The sequence below is a fragment of the Prochlorococcus sp. MIT 1300 genome (genome assembly GCF_034092375.1).
GTDB lineage: Bacteria > Cyanobacteriota > Cyanobacteriia > PCC-6307 > Cyanobiaceae > MIT-1300.
In genome coordinates this window covers 1,400,899-1,419,504 of record NZ_CP139302.1, presented here as the reverse complement: position 1 = coordinate 1,419,504, position 18,606 = coordinate 1,400,899, and the positions used below count along the sequence as shown (strand labels likewise).

17 protein-coding genes, 1 tRNA gene and 1 other RNA gene are annotated in these 18,606 nt (G+C 43.8%); 9 read left to right on the top strand and 10 right to left on the bottom strand.

What is annotated here, in order from left to right; all coding sequences use genetic code 11:
• The first annotated feature begins 12 nt into the window (after positions 1-12).
• On the top strand, positions 13-1,362 hold the full coding sequence (locus tag SOI83_RS07315) for a (Fe-S)-binding protein (protein WP_320676036.1): 1,350 nt from the start codon (positions 13-15) through the stop codon (positions 1,360-1,362).
• Here the strand turns inward: SOI83_RS07315 and SOI83_RS07310 are convergent.
• Positions 1,345-2,700 carry a four-carbon acid sugar kinase family protein gene (locus SOI83_RS07310; protein ID WP_320676035.1) on the bottom strand — a complete coding sequence of 452 codons (1,356 nt, stop codon included), beginning with the start codon at positions 2,698-2,700 and terminating at the stop codon, positions 1,345-1,347. The two genes, SOI83_RS07315 and SOI83_RS07310, sit on opposite strands and share 18 nt — an antisense overlap.
• 14 nt (positions 2,701-2,714) lie before the next feature.
• Here SOI83_RS07310 and SOI83_RS07305 point away from each other — a divergent pair, with 14 nt between their 5' ends.
• Positions 2,715-3,935: an FAD-binding oxidoreductase gene (locus tag SOI83_RS07305; protein WP_320676034.1), complete on the top strand. Its 1,221-nt coding sequence runs from the start codon at positions 2,715-2,717 to the stop codon at positions 3,933-3,935.
• Here the strand turns inward: SOI83_RS07305 and SOI83_RS07300 are convergent.
• The 3 genes from SOI83_RS07300 to SOI83_RS07290 all read right to left on the bottom strand — a co-directional run bounded on the left by SOI83_RS07300 (position 3,932) and on the right by SOI83_RS07290 (position 7,252).
• Entirely contained in the window at positions 3,932-4,783 is an 852-nt protein-coding gene (locus SOI83_RS07300; RefSeq protein WP_320676033.1) for a galactose mutarotase, read from the bottom strand. The two genes, SOI83_RS07305 and SOI83_RS07300, sit on opposite strands and share 4 nt — an antisense overlap.
• A 56-nt stretch (positions 4,784-4,839) precedes the next feature.
• On the bottom strand, positions 4,840-5,748 hold the full coding sequence (locus SOI83_RS07295) for an alpha/beta fold hydrolase (protein ID WP_320676032.1): 909 nt from the start codon (positions 5,746-5,748) through the stop codon (positions 4,840-4,842).
• Between the two features lie 130 nt (positions 5,749-5,878).
• Positions 5,879-7,252 carry a cation:proton antiporter gene (locus SOI83_RS07290; protein WP_320676031.1) on the bottom strand — a complete coding sequence of 458 codons (1,374 nt, stop codon included), beginning with the start codon at positions 7,250-7,252 and terminating at the stop codon, positions 5,879-5,881.
• Positions 7,253-7,496: 244 nt separating this feature from the next.
• On the opposite strand from SOI83_RS07290, the gene SOI83_RS07285 reads away from it, so the two are divergent.
• The gene (locus SOI83_RS07285) at positions 7,497-10,019 is read left to right on the top strand and encodes a glycogen/starch/alpha-glucan phosphorylase (RefSeq protein WP_320676030.1); all 2,523 of its coding nucleotides are present in this window, start codon (positions 7,497-7,499) and stop codon (positions 10,017-10,019) included.
• Between the two features lie 102 nt (positions 10,020-10,121).
• Here SOI83_RS07285 and SOI83_RS07280 read toward each other — a convergent pair whose 3' ends face one another.
• From SOI83_RS07280 to SOI83_RS07270, 3 genes are all read right to left on the bottom strand, one after another.
• Complete coding sequence (locus SOI83_RS07280) at positions 10,122-10,586, bottom strand: hypothetical protein (protein ID WP_320676029.1); 465 nt, start codon at positions 10,584-10,586, stop codon at positions 10,122-10,124.
• 37 nt (positions 10,587-10,623) lie between these two features.
• Complete coding sequence (locus SOI83_RS07275) at positions 10,624-10,953, bottom strand: hypothetical protein (RefSeq protein WP_320676028.1); 330 nt, start codon at positions 10,951-10,953, stop codon at positions 10,624-10,626.
• 100 nt (positions 10,954-11,053) lie between these two features.
• Positions 11,054-11,127: transfer RNA gene (locus SOI83_RS07270), tRNA-Arg, on the bottom strand.
• A 38-nt stretch (positions 11,128-11,165) separates the two neighbouring features.
• On the opposite strand from SOI83_RS07270, the gene rnpB reads away from it, so the two are divergent.
• Together rnpB and rnc are read left to right on the top strand one after the other, a co-directional pair.
• Positions 11,166-11,558: RNase P RNA component class A (gene rnpB, locus SOI83_RS07265), an RNA gene on the top strand.
• Between the two features lie 82 nt (positions 11,559-11,640).
• Positions 11,641-12,396, top strand: coding sequence for a ribonuclease III (gene rnc / locus SOI83_RS07260; protein WP_320676027.1), 756 nt, complete (start codon positions 11,641-11,643; stop codon positions 12,394-12,396).
• 42 nt (positions 12,397-12,438) lie between these two features.
• Here the strand turns inward: rnc and SOI83_RS07255 are convergent, their stop codons facing one another.
• Positions 12,439-12,624 (bottom strand): NAD(P)H dehydrogenase subunit NdhS, encoded by a 186-nt coding sequence (locus SOI83_RS07255; protein WP_320676026.1) that lies wholly within the window; start codon positions 12,622-12,624, stop codon positions 12,439-12,441.
• Positions 12,625-12,677: 53 nt separating this feature from the next.
• On the opposite strand from SOI83_RS07255, the gene rimM reads away from it, so the two are divergent.
• Positions 12,678-13,211 (top strand): ribosome maturation factor RimM, encoded by a 534-nt coding sequence (rimM, locus tag SOI83_RS07250; protein WP_320676025.1) that lies wholly within the window; start codon positions 12,678-12,680, stop codon positions 13,209-13,211.
• A gap of 54 nt (positions 13,212-13,265) precedes the next feature.
• A complete protein-coding gene (locus SOI83_RS07245) occupies positions 13,266-14,720 on the top strand; it encodes a mannose-1-phosphate guanylyltransferase/mannose-6-phosphate isomerase (protein ID WP_320676024.1) in 1,455 nt (484 codons plus the stop codon).
• Between the two features lies 1 nt (position 14,721).
• Here SOI83_RS07245 and glmS read toward each other — a convergent pair whose 3' ends face one another.
• Positions 14,722-16,626: a glutamine--fructose-6-phosphate transaminase (isomerizing) gene (gene glmS, locus SOI83_RS07240; RefSeq protein ID WP_320677709.1), complete on the bottom strand. Its 1,905-nt coding sequence runs from the start codon at positions 16,624-16,626 to the stop codon at positions 14,722-14,724.
• 80 nt (positions 16,627-16,706) lie between these two features.
• Positions 16,707-16,952 (bottom strand): photosystem I iron-sulfur center protein PsaC, encoded by a 246-nt coding sequence (gene psaC, locus SOI83_RS07235; protein ID WP_012196283.1) that lies wholly within the window; start codon positions 16,950-16,952, stop codon positions 16,707-16,709.
• A gap of 139 nt (positions 16,953-17,091) precedes the next feature.
• On the opposite strand from psaC, the gene acpP reads away from it, so the two are divergent.
• On the top strand, positions 17,092-17,334 hold the full coding sequence (acpP, locus tag SOI83_RS07230) for an acyl carrier protein (RefSeq protein ID WP_066910276.1): 243 nt from the start codon (positions 17,092-17,094) through the stop codon (positions 17,332-17,334).
• A gap of 9 nt (positions 17,335-17,343) precedes the next feature.
• Complete coding sequence (gene fabF / locus SOI83_RS07225) at positions 17,344-18,591, top strand: beta-ketoacyl-ACP synthase II (RefSeq protein WP_320676023.1); 1,248 nt, start codon at positions 17,344-17,346, stop codon at positions 18,589-18,591.
• Positions 18,592-18,606 lie beyond the last annotated feature (15 nt).

Genomic DNA, 18,606 nt, shown 5'->3' with positions numbered 1-18,606 from the left:
TCCGTGAGTCCTATGAGTCAAAAGTCACGCCTTGGTGAAGGCCAAACTTTAAAAACTGTTGGGAATGCGACAGACCCTTGTGTCCACTGTGGCTTCTGCCTGCCCACGTGTGCAAGCTACAGAGTATTAGGTACCGAAATGGATTCACCAAGAGGCAGAATCCACATGCTCAAAGCGATTCAAAACGAGGAGCTCAAACTAGACCCAACAATCGCTAGTCACTTTGACACTTGCCTGGGGTGCTTCGCATGTGTCACTGCATGTCCCTCTGGCGTGCGATATGACGAACTAATTGAAAAAACTCGACCAAAACTAAATAAAGCAGGACTTCGTAGCCCTTGCGACAACTTTCTTCGGAAACTCCTTCTAAACATATTGCCCTACCCCAAAAGGCTCAGAAAGCTTCTTAATGTGATTCGCCTGTATTCAGGAAAACCAATACAAAAAATATTTCAAAAATCTGGTTTCACAAATTTACTTGGGCCCCAAATAGCCTCAATGGAAGCTCTTCTTCCTGAGCTAAAGAAAAACAACTTTATAGATAACTTTCAAGTAATCAATCCTGCCCAAGGTGATTACAGAGGACGTGTTGGACTAGTTCTAGGTTGTGTCCAAAGATGTTTTGATCCTGAGGTCAACCAAGCGACATTAGAAGTGCTGCAAGCTAATGGGTTCGAAGTTCTTATTCCACATAACCAAGGCTGTTGTGGTGCAGTTACTCATCACCAGGGAGATTTACAACAGACCAAAGAATTAGCCTCAAAGCTAGTTCAAAGCTTCACCTCTAGCATTGAACCTGAGCTAGCTAAAGGTGATAAATCAATAGATGCAATTTTAATTGCAGCTTCAGGGTGTGGCCATACGATGAAGGCTTATGGTGCACTATTTAACAACGAAATCGATTTCAAAGTGCCAGTAATGGACGTTCATGAATTTCTATTTAGCAAAGGTTTATCACACAGTTTTCTTGCAAGTTTAAAACCTCTTAGACATAAGGGTGGGGAGGAATCTAGTGAACAAAATCCATGCGAGGTTGTCTATCACGATGCCTGTCATATGATTCATGGCCAAGGGATAAGCTATCAACCACGTGATCTATTAAAAAACATCCCTTACCTACTTTTGAAGGAAGCGACAGAAGCCGGTGTTTGCTGCGGAAGTGCAGGCATCTATAACATTGTAAGACCAGAAGAAGCCGCCGATTTGGGCAAGATAAAAGCTGCCGACCTCTCTAAAACTGGTGCCGAGATTGTGGCTAGTGCAAATATAGGCTGCACACTGCAACTTAGGTGTCATTTAGATAGTAAATTAACAGTAAAGCATCCTATGGAGCTACTAAAAGATTCACAGGGAATCAATTAGAAGCCAAGCCTCAAAAAGTGTCTCAGGGCCTCCCAAGTTGCCAGGAAATGTAACCACTGGCAAGTTATGAAGCTTGTCTTCAGAAGGCATTACCAACGAAAGACCTGGCAGGATTTGCCCTTCTAAATATACCGAGCTAAGTTCCAGGCCTTGTGAAAGTAATGTTAATGTCGTAATGCCACCTTTACTAATTAAGTAACCAATTTTTGGAGCCAATATTCCTGCCAAGTGTCCCATAAATTCAGCAATTTTTTGACCAAATACCATCCTTAATTCCATAGAACTAAACACAACTTCTCCACGAGTTGTATAAAGGACAGGTGTTTTCCCCATGTCCAATATCTTGATCACTTGGTCAAGATATTGTTTTTTCAAGTCAGAAAGAAGTTGATCTCTAGCGCAAGCTTGATCTAAGCACCTTGCGATATCACGAACTGAAAGCTCAAGGCCTTCACAATTAGGTGTTTCAAGCAAGCGCCGAATCTGAGCATCAGCAAGAGACACATGAGAACCCACCATGATAATCCCAGGCAAGGGATGTCCAGATGAATCTCTAGCCCGCAATTCTCGCAAATATTCCTTACTCAATAGTCGAGATCTTTTCTTCGAAAGACCATTAAGCAAACTCGCAGCCGAACGAAATAAAAACTTCTTATGTCCCATCAATTTCCTTACTGCTGTACCTAAGGCATCCAATTGATGCGAATATTCAGCATCTACTATTACATGCTTATTATCTCTCAGTTTACTCAACCACTCTTCCAACCTCTTCTGCCCTGCTGAACTAGTAGAAGCATCATCTAACTGTTCAAGAGATATTCGAACCACGGATTGTTGAGGAATTGCACCATTACTCTTCTCCTCTAACCAAGCCGCTAAATCACTAGTCGAGTAGCCAAAGAGACGATCACGAGCAAAAACTGTGTTATGTACTGGCTGACCATTTAATAAATGAACACCATCGATAGTAGTTCGACCACCTTCTAAAAAAGCAGGCACATGGATAGTCGCATCGAATGGCCCCAATTCTTCTGCTATGACCTTGGGCTCCAAAAAACCATGGCCTCTAAGCGTTGAATCGCCTCGACTTACAAAAATCAAATCCCTTTGCTTAATCCCCTCCGCAGCCATAGCCTTTTTAAGTGAATTACAAATCAAACGATTTCTGCTCAAAGCCTCCTCAGGCATCAGAGCCCGTGTATTTGCAATCACAAACAAAAACGGAGAAGGGTCCCTCAAGCCCTTCCTTAGAAGACTCACCTCCCAACTCAACAAGAGCAAACAGCCATGAACAGTCTGAGAGCCTGTGGGGTCATCATCGAGCACAACAATCTTCATAACTTCATTGTGCAGTGAACAACTCTCCTCAACTTCATGCCAGAGCACTGGCACCAAAGAATGTAAAAGACATTGCAACTCTTTTAAAAGATTTTCATGAAGAAGGTCAATCCTGGTTCCCATGTGGTCGAACAAGTCGTCTCAACTGGGGGGCCCCTCTTCAAGCTACATCTCACCCCATAAGCGTTAGAAAACTAAATCACATAATTGATTTTGCAAAAAATGATTTCACAATTACAGTTCAAGCTGGAATGTCTTTAGCAGAGCTTCAGGCTGAACTATCCGAAGAATCTCAATGGCTTCCAGTTGACTGGCCATGGGGCACTGAGGCTGACCAAAAAACATCTACTGCAGGAACTATTGGAGGGTTAGTCGCCCGAGGATTATCTAGTAGTTTGCGTCAAAGATATTTAGGCGTCCGTGATCAAATAATTGGCATAGGGATGCTTCGAAGTGATGGCATTGAAGCTCATGCAGGAGGACGTGTTGTAAAAAATGTTGCGGGCTATGACTTGATGCGATTGCTATGTGGGAGCTGGGGGAGTTTAGGTATGATTACTGAAATCACGTTAAGAACGCAACCCATAAGACAAGCACGTTGCTGCCTCAAGGCGAAAGGAGAACTTAACTCACTGGAAACTTGGAGACGTTTACTTCTTCGTTCATCATTCTCTCCTGAATATATTGATTGGGTTAAAAGTAGATCGAATGAAATTGGGCTAGAAATAGGTATAGCAAGTGTAAATATGAATTCATTAAAAGAACAATCCAACAGACTAATTAGACTTGCAGAAGAAACGAAAATATCTATAAATATGCTTGAATGGAATGAACCACAACCAGAACATATTCCAAATAAAAATTCACTTCAAGAAGTTACTTGGTTAGCCAGAATAATGATGCCTCCGTCAGAAGTTCATAAGCTACTAAAAAGTCAAGAGCTATCTGCAATTAAAGACTGGCGGTTGCGTTTCGCGGCAGGAGTTGGGATAGGAGATACATGGCAAAGCAATTCAGAAAGTCAAACAAGTGTAGAAACAATAAAGCTACTTAGGGATAAAGTTCATGAGCTTGGAGGGTTGCTAACAATATTTGTTCAACCTAAAAATATAGAAGGCGGCCCTTTGTTGTGCTGGTTAGATGCAGAATCAAAGCAGCTGATTCAAGCACTCAAAATTCAATTTGACCCTAAGGAACTCATAGCCATAGGAAGATTACCTGGCGTCGCTGGCTAAGTTACTTGTAAAAACTTACAGCTAAAGTTTACATCTTCACCAGGAGCTAGGGCTAACTTCCTATCTCCAGAAATCATAGAATTCCTAGGACTAGTCCATGGTTCTATACAGACCATTTTACGCGGTGGATCTGTCCAAATAACTGTTAAGTCCATAGGCTCTTTGTTATGTACTTCTAAAGCAGTGCCAGCTGCATCATCAAAGAGAGTGACTCGACTTGATGAACGAGTTAAGAAATCTACACCTGAAGAAAGGTTAGACAATTGATTATTAGTTAAATCTTCAGCCGAGCGAATATGATCAAAACATTTATTCGAAAGCCCTTCGATCCGAGTCCTTGAAAGATCATCTACTAAAAAATATGGATGTAATCCGAAATTAAAAGGCATATCCGAATCGCCGGTATTTCTTAATAAAATAGATACTTCTAACGAGTTCTTTAAAAGATAAAAGCTAATCTCTAATGTAAAAAGGAAGGGGTATACTGCAAGCGAATGACTATTCTGTTCAAGCAATAACTGAATACCATTGCCCTGATCACACTGAGATAAATCCCATTTCAAATCTCTTGCAAATCCATGTTGTGGAAGAGTTGTGTTGCCCTCAGCCAAAGGCAAAGTATTGCCAGGGAGATTGCCACATATTGGAAAAAGTATTGGGATGCCCCCACGAATACTCTGCCAGGGCTCTAAAAATCTACTTCGATCAAAGTACAACATTTCTCGATCATTACAACGCCATTCACTAACGAGGCCCCCTCGTTCAGGGACTACACGCAATCTGTCACCGTTGTCTGGATATACATACTCCCAATGTGGATAGGGTTCAGATTTTCTTGTTAATGCCATGAATGATTTTTTTTTTTAAGAACCAGAGAAAATATTGCCGCTTCTAGCAAACAACCTTAATGGTTATTCAACCAATCTAGTAAGGCATTGTTTACCTGCTCAGGCACTTCATCGTGTGGGCAATGTCCTGCATCAAGAACGACTTCCGTCGTGTCAGTTGGTGCATGACGAAGAAAACTTGCTCGCTTACCTGCAGCATTCATCCAAGGGTCTCTACTCCCCCAAAGCAAGAGCAGAGGAGCCTTTAGTTCAATAAATAATTCATCTAAAGGTTGACCTTGTGGACCTCTCGAATCGAAAACACTTCGAAAAACTTGAAAAGCGCCTGGATCCAGGGAGGGCTTACGAATAGCTTCTACTAAATCATCATCAACATTAGTTTGATCGATATAAACCTGATTCAGAGTGCGTCTAATAGTGGAAGGCTTTCGTAAATTCTCAAAGATCAATCTTTGTACTAATGGATCTTTTAATAAGCCCGTTCCTAGAAATTGACGAGCTTTCGAGAAAAGAGTCTTTGGGGGTTTTTTCTCATCACTGAAATATCCAGCAGCATTTAATAAAACAACCCCTGCAGCATCAACTCCGAGGTCAGCCCCTGCTGCAAGTGCTGCATAACCACCTAAAGAATTTCCAACAATGACTGTGGGCCTTCTGATTACCTCCTTGACATATGCAACTACTTGTTCCCGCCAAAGAGAACCTCCGTAATCAAGTTCACTCGGTTTCGCACTTCTACCAAAACCCAAAAGGTCTAAGGCATGCACCTCATGAGTCTGCGAAAGAACTGGAATGTTATGGCGCCAATGTTGAGTTGATGCTCCAAAACCATGTACCAACAAGAGGGCAGGACCACAAGCCTGAGCAACTTCCGTTCCGTGAGCTATCGGACTGCTAGATAAGCAATGAACTTCATGCCCTCGATAACTCCAAGGAGAATTAGATGCGGCAACTTGAGCAGACATCACCAAGGCAACTAAAGAGAATAAGAAAAGAGATGCTAAGCAAATAGGTCTGAATCTGTCGAAATCAAACCTGAAAAGGCAAAATTTCTACTTACTAGTTTGCTTGCTCATCTCAAATGAGAAGAGGCTTTTAAAGAAGCCCAACGGGGTTTGCAGCAACTTCATCAGGGATGGTATTACCCCCACTAGGTGTTTTATCCTTAAGCACAAGCCTTAGGAGAACAGGGGCCAAAAAGGTTGTACCAATAACCATTAACAAAATTGCAGCCTCAAGTGAGGGAGTAAGAAGTCCTGCACTGGTTCCCAATCCAAGGAAAATGAGACCTACCTCACCCCTAGGCATCATTCCAAGTCCAACCACCAAACGGTTAGTTGGCTTATCGATCAAGAATGACCAGCCTGCGGCAATCTTTCCAATAATTGCCACCACTAAAAGGAAACCAGCCACAACAAGTGCTGATCGACTAGATGGATCTAAAGGATTAATTACCGAAAGGTCCATGCCTGCTCCAACAATTACGAAGAAGATTGTTGCGAACAGAGAAACAAGAGGCAGGACAGATTGTTGAATTGCATGATTATTTTTTGAGCTACTAAGAATCAAACCAGCTGCAAATGCTCCCAAAGCAGCTTCCAACCCAATTGCGGTAGCTACAAAACAACTCAATACAAGTATCACGAAAGAAGCTACCACCACTGCCCCAGGAGCCTTAAGTCTCTCTAATAACCAATCAAAAGCAGGTGCAGCAGTTCTACTAAGGGCTATAGCTCCAACAACAAAAACTGTCGCTGCAAGAACAAGTTTGACAATTGGAGCAATCTCTAAGGAGCCTCCAGTAGCAAGTGCAACAACAACAGCCAAAATCACGATCCCAAGAATGTCATCCAAAACTGCTGCCCCGATAACAATTTGTCCTTCTCGAGTTTTCAAATAACCAAGTTCACCAAAGACACTTGCCGTTATTCCAATACTGGTAGCTGTCATAGAAGCACCAGCAAAAATTGCAGGAATCAAATCAACATTGAAGAGGAACATTAAGCCAAAGGTTCCAAACGCGAAAGGCAAAATGACACCTGCAAGGGCCACAGTAAAAGCCTGTGCGCCAACTGCCACTAGTTCCTCTAGTTCACTTTCTAAGCCAGTCAAGAAAAGCAATGCATACAAACCAAGAGTGGCTACTGCCTGAAGTGAGGGGAAAGTCTCAAAATAAAGATCTGGTACGGCTTCAGGGGGCACAGAAGCTAATGCACTAATCAAATGGATAAAGCCGTCATTTAACTGGGCACTAGTAGTTGGGGGCATCAACAAATGAAACCCAGAAGCACCGATAATTACTCCTGCCAGCAATTCCCCTACGATTGTGGGCAAATGAAGGCGAACCAAAACCTCTGCAAGCGTTCTTGCGGCAAGGAAAATTAAAAGGAAATTGATTACGCCAATAAGGGTTTCTGCCACTTCAACATCATGAGTGCTCAGCACGGACAGAATTTGAGGAAGCAACATAAAGCCCAAGTTTTACAAGTCCTTACCCTGGAACATAGTTGACGACGTGCCGAATCTTCTGTGACAGGGGACACGACTAGAAACGGATTTACACGGTGTTGATCTGAAGGTACTACTCATTTGAGCCAAAAAGTGGGACTACGGTCCAGCGGTAGAAGTCTTCTAGTTGCTTTAAAGAACTAAAGAAACTCATCAAAACTCACCTAAAACTCCTAACCACTCTTTAAGAATCTTCTTCTAATCCATGAGCAGTTCCAAGCCCCTAGACCTGAGACTGCCAACCCCAGGCTGTTATGCAGATCCAGAAAGGGCAGGTATAGATGCTGATGCTGTTTTTGATGGGATGACAGAGCATCTCTTCTTCACTCTGGGCAAGCTTGCACCTACAGCCAGTCTTCACGACCTCTATATGGCTCTTAGTTATGCCGTTAGAGACAGGCTGATGACAAGGTACCTTGCAAGCATGGAGGCAATTCGTGCACAGCCTCAAAAAACAGTTGCTTATCTCTCTGCGGAGTTCTTAATTGGCCCTCAACTCAACAATAATCTGCTCAATCTAGGAATACAAAAAGAAGCCGAAGAAGCTCTTCGCCGCTTTGGAATCGAATCGCTGGCTGAAACCCTTGAAGTTGAAGAGGAACCTGGATTAGGTAATGGCGGACTAGGAAGACTAGCTGCTTGCTACATGGAATCTCTTGCAACACTGCAAGTCCCCGCAGTCGGATATGGAATCCGCTATGAATTTGGAATCTTTAATCAAATTATTCGGAATGGTTGGCAAGTAGAAGTCACTGACAAATGGCTAAAAGGTGGCTGGCCATGGGAACTTCCGCAACCAGACGAAGCATGCTTCGTAGGGTTTGGAGGTCGCACAGAAAGTTATATAGACGACAAAGGCAACTATCGTTCGCGCTGGATACCTAATGAGAATGCGATAGGTGTACCACATGATGTCCCATTATTGGGCTATAGAGTCAATAGCTGCAACCGATTAAGACTTTGGAGGGCGGATGCTACTGAAAGTTTTGACTTTTATGCATTCAATATTGGTGACTATTACGGCGCTGTAGAAGAAAAAGTTGGCTCTGAAACCTTATCTAAGGTTCTTTATCCAAACGATGGAACAGATGAAGGGCGACGTTTACGACTGAAGCAACAACACTTTTTTGTGAGCTGTTCTTTACAAGACATGTTGCGAAGTCTTGAAAATCGGAAGATTTCTATCAAAGATTTTCCTAAGCATTGGACAGTTCAATTAAATGACACTCATCCAGCCATTGCAGTCGCAGAATTAATGAGACTGCTAATAGATGATCGATATCTTGATTGGGAAACAGCCTGGGAAATTACTACTCAGTCAGTTGCTTATACAAATCACACTCTTTTACCAGAAGCACTAGAGAAATGGGACCTTGGACTTTTTAAAAGTCTGTTACCACGTCATCTTGAGATTATATATGAAATAAACCGCAGATTTCTTCAACAAGTGCGTCTACGCTATCCAGGTAACGACAATATTCTTAGGAAAGTATCAATCATAGATGAAGAAGGAGGCAAAGCAATTAGAATGGCTCACTTGGCAACTATTGGTGCCCATCATATAAATGGAGTAGCAGCTCTACACTCTGACTTAATTAAACGCCAACTATTACCTGAATTCACAAAAATTTGGCCCGAAAAATTCACAAATGTAACCAATGGTGTAACTCCTCGAAGATGGGTTGCACTAGCGAATCCAAAGCTGGCTGATCTACTCGATAAAGAAATAGGTCCTAGCTGGATAACCAATATGGAGCTGCTGAAAAACTTAGAGAGTCGAGAAAATGACTCTAACTTTCTTGAAGAGTTTGGAAACACAAAATTATCTGGCAAAATAAAATTAGCTTCTTATATACATAGACAAAGTGGTGTTTTAGTCGACCCTAGTAGTATGTTTGATGTACAAGTTAAGAGAATCCATCAGTACAAGCGTCAACATCTAAATGCTTTGCAAGTAATTACCCAATACCTACGCATAAAAAATGGTCAGGATCAGAGCTTAGCTCCTCGCACTGTCATTTTTGGCGGCAAAGCAGCACCAGGTTATTTTATGGCAAAGCTAATTATTAGATTCATAAACGGGATTGCTGAAACTGTCAATGCAGATCCCGATATGGATGGGCGACTTAAAGTTATTTTTCTTGCTGACTACAACGTAAAATTAGGGGAGCAGGTTTATCCTGCGACTGACTTATCTGAACAAATTTCAACTGCAGGTAAGGAAGCCTCTGGGACAGGAAATATGAAATTTGCAATGAATGGAGCCCTAACAATTGGAACCCTTGATGGGGCTAATGTAGAAATACGTGAAAAGGTTGGAGAACAAAACTTCTTTTTATTTGGAAAAACAGAATCAGAAATAATGGATCTACAAAATGCCAATTATATGCCCCAATCATACATAGAAGAATTACCCGAGCTTGAAGAAGCCCTTCACCTCATTGATCTAGGCCACTTTAGCAATGGCGACACAGAGCTTTTTAAGCCATTAACTAATAATTTAAGAACAAGAGATCCATTTTTTGTAATGGCAGATTTTGCAGACTACCTAAGAGCCCAAGATTCTGTAAACCGAGCCTGGATTGATAAAAAAGAATGGAATCGCATGTCATTGATTAACTGTGCAAGATCAGGCTTCTTTTCATCAGATAGATCAATAATGGAATATTGCAATTCAATCTGGAATGTTGAGCCACTTCCTGTTGAAATAACCTGTGATGTAAACTAAACGAATTATACAGAGAGTTTACAAAATATTGACGTCAAACTAAATCATTGTTATTAACTTTCTACTAATAAAGTTCAGCGAGAAATATAAATAAAAATGCTTTTAGCTCCTATCAGGCAAATCTGGTGTTTGGTGCAAAAGTCGATTTAAGCGTAACCGGTCTGCATTCAAAGGATCAGGAGCTAATTCTCCAGCAAATTCTCTAAATTTTGTCTCAACTGAGTCTGGTACACGAACATCAAAAACACGCTCCATCAAAGCTTCTATGGAAAATAAATGTGCATTGATATTTTCTAAATCTGCTATTGCCTGCTGGATAGGATCAACTGCCTCTTCAAGTCCACCAGAAGAAGAAATTTGAGAAGGATTGGGCTCCTCCTCTTTAGATTTATCTGCTTGCTGTTTTTGAAGATCTTCAAGAACTCTTCCAGAAAGGGTTCTAAAAGACTGCAAGGCAGCCCAATTCAGCTCTTGTTGCTGTCGCAATGTTGGGCACTCACGAATAAGTCGATCATGCTCGCGGTAAAACCTTTGACAGTCAGGGCATTGACAGGGCTCTTCTGGCACCGCAGTACCTCAGCTCTGATTCCATCATGCCATCCCGTCATGCTGCAAGGGAAGAATCACCTGAAATCTGATCATCACAATCATCACAATCGACACAATCTGGCAAAGGTATTTCGATTGTCGTAACTACCTGAATAACGTCGCGGAGCCGCATTGAATCCGCAAACCAACCCATTGCCTGCTCTGTATCACCTCTACGTTCAGCATCGCTAGCTTGATCTTCATGAGCATCTGCCAAAAGAGCTAGCCAACACAAACAACGCGCTTGGACCACAGACAAATCAAGGTCAGTCGGTTGAGAGTTGGCAATGTGCTCGCTTTCCTGTTGAACAAGAAGACGAAGACGTAAATCGTGAAGCTGGGTCATAGAGACGGTTTCACTCTGCCAACCATACGCTAGCGACAGTGTCGAGTTTGAACACCCCACCAAATATAGTACCTAACCTTATGTAAAGGATATGAAGAAACGGGGCTGGCGGGACTCGAACCCACGACCTACGGTTTAGGAAACCGTCGCTCTATCCAGCTGAGCTACAGCCCCATTGATAAGAATTATGCCTACCGGGCATTATGGAGTCTGAAAGCAGGAGTGGTGATCGCGATTGATCCTAAGCAGCTGTTCAGCAGCAAAGCTTCAATTGAGGAAAGTCCGGGCTCCTCTATGGCCAGGCTTGCTGGGTAACTCCCAGTACGGGCAACCGTGAGGATAGTGCCACAGAAACACACCGCCAATGGCCCTATGGGCACAGGCAAGGGTGCAAAGGTGCGGTAAGAGCGCACCAGCAGCATCGAGAGGTGCTGGCTCGGTAAACCCCGGCCAGGAGCAAGGCCAAGGAACAAAGGCTGGCCATATGCCTTATTCCGTTGAATGAGCCGCTTGAGGCTGTCGGCAACGGCAGTCCTAGATAGATGATCGCCCACCTCCCCTTATTGGGAGGCGAACAGAACCCGGCTTACACCCTGCTTTCACCTTATTGATCTAATTCCACCAAAAGTTCCCTATAAACTTTAGGTCTTCAAAATGAGCTCCTAGCTTTGCTTAAAGAGACTAGAGATGCCAAAAAAAACGAAAAGGAAAATTGATCCTGAAAGAATCTCTAAGCTGCAAGCTTTTCTTGTAGTAAGCCTTGGTATTGATCCAAATCAAATCGAATTAAGCATTCAGACAAATAACAAAGGCCTTGAATTTGTTGATGAAGCACTTACCCATACCTCTGCACAAGCAGGGAAAAACCACGAGCGTCTTGAATTTCTAGGGGATGCAGTTCTAAGGCTTGCCGCCTCAGAATTCATTGATCGGAACTATCCGAACATGGAAGTCGGGGAACGCTCAGCATTACGAGCCCAAATTGTTTCTGATCGCTGGCTTGCTGAAATAGGAAGCAGAATTGGAATAAAAGATGTTTTGATTTTGGGCCCCAAGGCTGCTCGGGATATTTCTGCACGGTCAACAATAGAAGCTGAAGCTACAGAGGCCCTAATTGGAGCGATCTATCAATGGTTTCAATGTATGGAGCCAGTGCACAAATGGCTTGTTCCATTTTGGAAAGAATCGGCCAAATTAGTCCTGGCTGATCCACATCGACAAAACAGCAAGTCTGCACTTCAAGAATGGACCCAAGCCAGGGGGCTTCAAAAGCCTGTTTACTCAAGCGAAGAAAAAACTAAAGGTCATGGGGATCAATATCGATTCTTTAGTCAGGTTTCACTTGACGAAAAAATTCTAGGAGAAGGTTGGGGTGGATCTAGGCGAGATGCCGAAAAAGATGCCGCCAAACAAGCCTTAGGAAATCTTCTTGAATCTGCCTAATACGCATCCCAACCAAAACAGAATGGTTCCAAAGCTGTTAGTTCATTCCAAAGCCAAATCCTTGATTGGAATAGTGACCAACTTGTCCCAATTTCCCCCCTCAAAAAGCACCGCTGCCATGTCACCACTGATCCTTTGCACAAAACCCTTGTAACCCAGATAGATCGAGTTCATGTCTTTAACGATCACAGTAGAGCCAGGCAAAATTGGTCCAAATTCAGAAGCCATAGAATCGAAGTTGAAAAATTTTTCGCTATCAATGACAGCATGTATTGTCCATAATGACTCCAAATGAACCCTGGCTCACTATCGGCAAATTAGTCGCTCCTCAGGGACTTAAAGGTGAAATACGCATTCACCCAAGTAGTGACTTCCCAGAACGCTTTACAGAACCTGGGAAAAGATGGTTGCAATTAAGAAACGAGGAACCCAAAGAGATTGAATTGACTGCAGGAAGAAAGTTGCCTGGAAAATCCCTTTATATAGTCAGTTTTGGTGGAATAAGTAACCGAAGCAAAGCCGAAGAACTAATTGGATCAAGTTTGCTAGTGCCATCTACTAGCCGGCCCAAACTTGCCAAAGGAGAATTTCACCTTCTAGATCTTGTTGGCCTCGAAGCCAGATTGAATAATCCAGCAGGGCCTGCAATAGGAGAGGTAATCAACCTGACATTTGCAGGGAATGACTTGATTGAGATCAGACTTTTTGAAGGTAGAAATGTTCTCATACCATTTGTCAATGAAATTGTGCCGACAGTTGATCTGGAAGGTGGTTGGTTGCTTATAACCCCTCCTCCTGGTCTGCTAGAGCTATAAACCAACAAAAAGAAAGTTTTTCTAGCAGTTATCACCTAACCAAAGAACACAATCGTGGCATTTACTCCTCTAGTTCCTGTAATTCTCTGCGGAGGTACTGGTACACGCCTGTGGCCTTTATCTCGAGCAAGTTACCCGAAGCAATATTGGCCGTTAGGAGCAGATAATGACAAAACACTATTGCAACAGACTCATCAACGGCTGGAGGGGCTCCGAGGTCTATCTGACCCTTTACTTATATGCCACGAAGATCATCGCTTCATAGTCGCAGAACAAATGCGACAAATTGGCATAGAACCAAATGCAATACTGCTCGAACCCATAGGAAGAAATACTGCCCCTGCAGTTACAGTCGCTGCCCTTCAAGCTACTGAAAGAGGCGAAGATCCTTTGCTGCTAGTACTAGCAGCAGACCATTTAATCAAAGATTCAAAGGAATTTCTTCGAGTAATCGAAGCAGGACGAGTACCGGCTGAAGCCGGAAGACTAGTCACCTTTGGGATAGTTCCCACTGCCCCAGAAACTGGTTACGGATACATCGAAGCATCAAAAGAGCTCGCCAATACCGAGGGCAATGGCGTTCCCATAGCAAGATTCGTAGAAAAACCTGATCTAGCCTCAGCTAAAAAGTTTGTTGCAGATAAACGTTTCACATGGAACAGCGGAATATTTCTCTTCAAAGCAAGTGCCATGCTCAGCGAACTAGAAAGGCTTGCGCCAGAAATAGTTAGCTCTTGTAGAGCAGCACTAGAACAAGATGTCCCAGATCTTGATTTCCTAAGACTCGAAAGAGAAGCATTCGCAAAATGTCCCAATGTTGCAATCGATATAGCAGTAATGGAAAAAACATCTTTAGGAACAGTCTTACCACTTAATGCAGGCTGGAGTGATGTAGGTAGTTGGACAGCACTCTGGGAAACAGCAGAACAAGATCTCAATGGCAATGTCCTCAGAGGTCGAGTTATCTCTAAAGAAAATAAAAATTGCTATCTACGCAGTGAACATCGACTTGTAGTTGGACTAGGCGTAAAAGATTTAGTAGTAATTGAAACTGACGATGCAGTTTTAGTTGCCGATAGAAAACAATCTCAAAATATAAAAAGCATCGTCAAACAACTTGAACTCAATGGGAGTCCTGAAGCAAAAGCACATAGAAAAATATATCGTCCCTGGGGAAATTACACTGGAGTAGTAGAAGGAAACCGTTGGCAAGTTAAACGTATTCTCGTAAAGCCTGGCGCAAGCCTTTCTCTACAGATGCATCACCATAGAGCTGAGCACTGGGTTGTAGTTAAAGGAACTGCATTAGTAGAGAAAGATGGTGATAAACACTTAGTGGGTGAAAACGAAAGCACATACATCCCTTTGGGGTGTAAACACAGACTTAGCAATCCCGGGAGAATGCCCGTTGAGTTAATAGAAGTACAAAGCGGCGCTTATCTAGGGGAAGACGATATAGTCAGATTTGAAGATCGTTATGGACGTATTAATCAAATGATTACCAAGTAAATTACTCAACAGTTACGCTCTTAGCCAAGTTTCTAGGCTGATCAACATCAAGACCTCTATGGGCAGCAATATGATAACTAAGCAATTGCATAGGAATTACAGAAACCAATGGACTTATCCATTCACTGACCTCAGGGACAGTGAGCAAGTGATCAAATAGTTGGGTTTCAGGCCCAATAGGCGCAACCCCAATTAATTGAGCATCTCGAGCCTTCGCTTCTTGTGCATTGCTAATAACTTTCTCAAAAACGACCCCTGGCATTGCAATAGATATGACTGGAACTCTTGGATCAAGAAGTGCAATTGGTCCATGCTTCATTTCCCCAGCAGGATATCCTTCTGCATGGATATAGCTAATTTCCTTAAGCTTTAATGCTCCTTCAAGTGCAATAGGGTAATTAATACCACGGCCCAAAAAAATCACGTCCTGTGTATCCGCAAAGCGAGGTGCTAATTCTTCACAAAGTTTGTCATGTTGATCAACTAAATTCTTAAGTAGAGCAGGAAGAGATCTGATTTCTTGTACTACATTATCAATCTCATCAGGTGACCGGCTATTTCTTCGAGCAGCAAAATTTAAGGCAAGCCCATAGAAAGCAAGCAATTGAGCTAAAAATGTCTTAGTAGCGGCGACTCCAACTTCTATGCCTGCTCCTATATCAAGAATATTTGTAACCTGACGAGCAAGAGAGCTTTCGGGCCTATTAGTTATCCCCAATTGCCTAGAGATATATGCAGGGTTGGCTTGAGATTTGCGTCTCTCAGCCTCCATTGCAAGAGCGGCAAGAGTATCAGCCGTCTCTCCCGATTGGGTAACACCAATAGTGAGAGTATTCGCGGATAATGGTGGGGCAGAGTAACGAAATTCACTGGCATAAAAAACAGTGGTAGAAAGTCCTGCAAATTGCTCTAACAAATAAGCACCAACCATGGCCGCATGACGACTTGTGCCACAAGCAAGGATTTGAATGCGTTCAACATCTTTATAAAAAGAATCATCAAAAGGCAACGCAACTGGCGCATCTAAAGGCAAACCAGAAGGAAGGTGACGGTTAATCCAAAGTTCAGCCGTTTCAGGTTGCTCATGAATCTCTTTAAGCATGAAATGCCTGAAATGACTTTTATCTGCAACATGATCAACCCCACTCAAAAGTGATGGATTTCTCTGTTCTCTTGCCCCCTGCGCGTCGTAAAGCTCAATACCAAGTGGAGTAAGCAATGCAACCTCCCCATCTTCCAACGGCAAAATAGTTCTGGTGAAGCCTGCCAATGCTGGCGTATCACTTGCGCACAAAAATTCCCCTTCACCCAGACCAATCACCAAGGGTGCCTGCCTCCTGGCAACAACCAGTGCATCAGGGCTCTCAGTCCATACGACCGCCAAAGCAAAGGCTCCCTTCAATAAGGCAGTGATCCTTTGCACAGCATGCAAGAGCAATTTTGAGGTCGGGATTTCCGCTCGATTTGAGAGATTCCCGAGCTCGCGGGAGATCAAATGGGGTATTACTTCTGTATCAGTTTCCGAAAGAAATTTAACGCCTTCACTCTCAAGGTCTTCTCTCAACGCCCTGTGATTCTCAATTATTCCATTCTGAACAACAGCTATCTGCCTGGAAGTATCGCAATGTGGATGAGCATTGATCTCATCTGGTTTCCCATGTGTTGCCCATCGTGTGTGTCCAATCCCTAACTGTCCAAGAGCACCAAGTTGTCCAACCTTATTGGAAAGATTGAACAACTTACCTTTAGCGCGCAGGCATGTTAATTGCCCACTCTGCCCTTCAGGGGAAGCCTCAATGGTAGCCAGCCCAGCCGAGTCATAGCCTCGGTATTCGAGCTGCCTTAAGCCAGCAAGTAAGAGGGGGGAAGCCTCTCTTGAACCAATTACTGCAACGATTCCGCACATCTGAAAGCCCGGCAAAAGCCGGGCCAAGCTTATGGGGTTGATACCAAAACCTTACCCCTAAATGCCTTGTGCCTGAAAAATCAGTATGCGAGACCCATGCTTCGGGTGGTTTCATCACCCAGGTATACACGGATACTAAGGAAATCAGTTGGGCATGCAGTCTCACACCGCTTACAACCCACACAGTCCTCTGTGCGAGGGGATGAGGCGATCTGAGCTGCCTTGCAGCCATCCCATGGGACCATCTCAAGGACGTCGAGGGGACATGCCCTGACGCACTGTGTGCAGCCAATGCAAGTGTCGTAGATCTTGACAGCGTGGGACATAAGTCCGTTCCGGAACAAAAGGTGCCTGACACAAAGTTAACCGCGATTGCACCATCTGATACAGGTTGAGCGTTCTGCCGTCACTGTTGTTAACTCCAGACCTCTAGCCCGTAGGATGCGTGGTCCCAACTTCACGGCTATGTCCCAAGAAGCAATTCTCGAGAAAGTCCGCTCCATCGTTGCTGAACAACTCAGTGTCGATGCTGGCGAAGTCAAGCCTGAATCAAATTTTCAAAACGACCTAGGAGCAGACTCGCTTGACACTGTCGAGCTAGTCATGGCACTAGAAGAAGCCTTCGACATCGAAATCCCTGACGAAGCAGCTGAGGGCATTGCCACAGTTGGCGACGCCGTCAAATACATCGAAGACAAGCAAGCTTGAGGAAACACAATGGTGGAGGCTCTCCATCGCGTTGTGGTCACTGGCCTCGGTGCGATTACGCCGATTGGTAACAATGTCGCGGATTACTGGAAAGGGCTTACCGCAGGTCGCAACGGTGTTGCGCCCATATCCCTTTTTGATGCATCTGCCCATGCCTGTCGATTTGCTGCTGAAGTAAAGAACTTTGATACCAAAGGGTTTCTTGAACCAAAAGAATCGAAACGATGGGATCGATTCTCAAAATTTGGTGTCATTGCGGCCAAGCAAGCTCTGGCTGATTCTGGACTTGTAATTGATGAAAACAATGAAACAAACATTGGGATCATCATTGGCTCTGGTGTTGGTGGACTACTCACCATGGAGACCCAAGCACATGTCCTTGCTGACAAGGGACCTGGACGGGTAAGTCCCTTTACAGTTCCAATGATGATCCCGAACATGGCCACTGGCCTAGCGGCAATTGCCCTTGGGACCAAAGGACCTAGTTCCGCAGTTGCAACAGCATGTGCAGCGGGATCCAACGCAATCGGAGACGCTTTTCGCCTTCTTCAACTTGGCAAGGCCGATGCGATGATCTGCGGGGGCGCAGAAGCAAGCATTACTCCTTTAGGAGTTGCAGGTTTTGCAAGTGCCAAAGCACTTTCTTTTCGTAACGACGATCCTTCAACAGCAAGTCGCCCTTTCGACAAAGACAGAGATGGCTTTGTTATTGGCGAAGGCGCTGGTGTCATGGTTCTAGAAACCTTTGACCATGCAATGAGCCGAGGAGCAGAGATCTACGGAGAAGTGATTGGCTATGGGACCACCTGCGATGCTCACCACATCACTTCACCAACTCCAGGAGGTGTAGGGGGTGCAAAAGCAATCCACCTAGCTTTAGATGATGCTCAAATCAATCCAAATCAAGTTGATTACATCAATGCGCATGGCACTAGCACACCAGCCAATGACAGCAATGAAACTGCCGCAATAAAAAGTGTGCTTTGCGACAGAGCAAAAACAATCCCAATTAGTTCCACAAAATCTATGACTGGTCATCTTCTGGGAGGATCAGGAGGGATTGAAGCAGTTGCATGTGCACTTGCCCTAAAGCATGGAGTAGCGCCTCCAACGATTAACTACTCCAATCCTGATCCTGCCTGTGATCTGGACTACGTACCCAACACAGCACGGGAATACCACCTAGGTGTAGTTCTCTCGAATTCCTTTGGTTTTGGCGGCCATAACGTCTGCCTTGCCTTCCGCAAGATGACCTAAGGAACCTTTTTCACT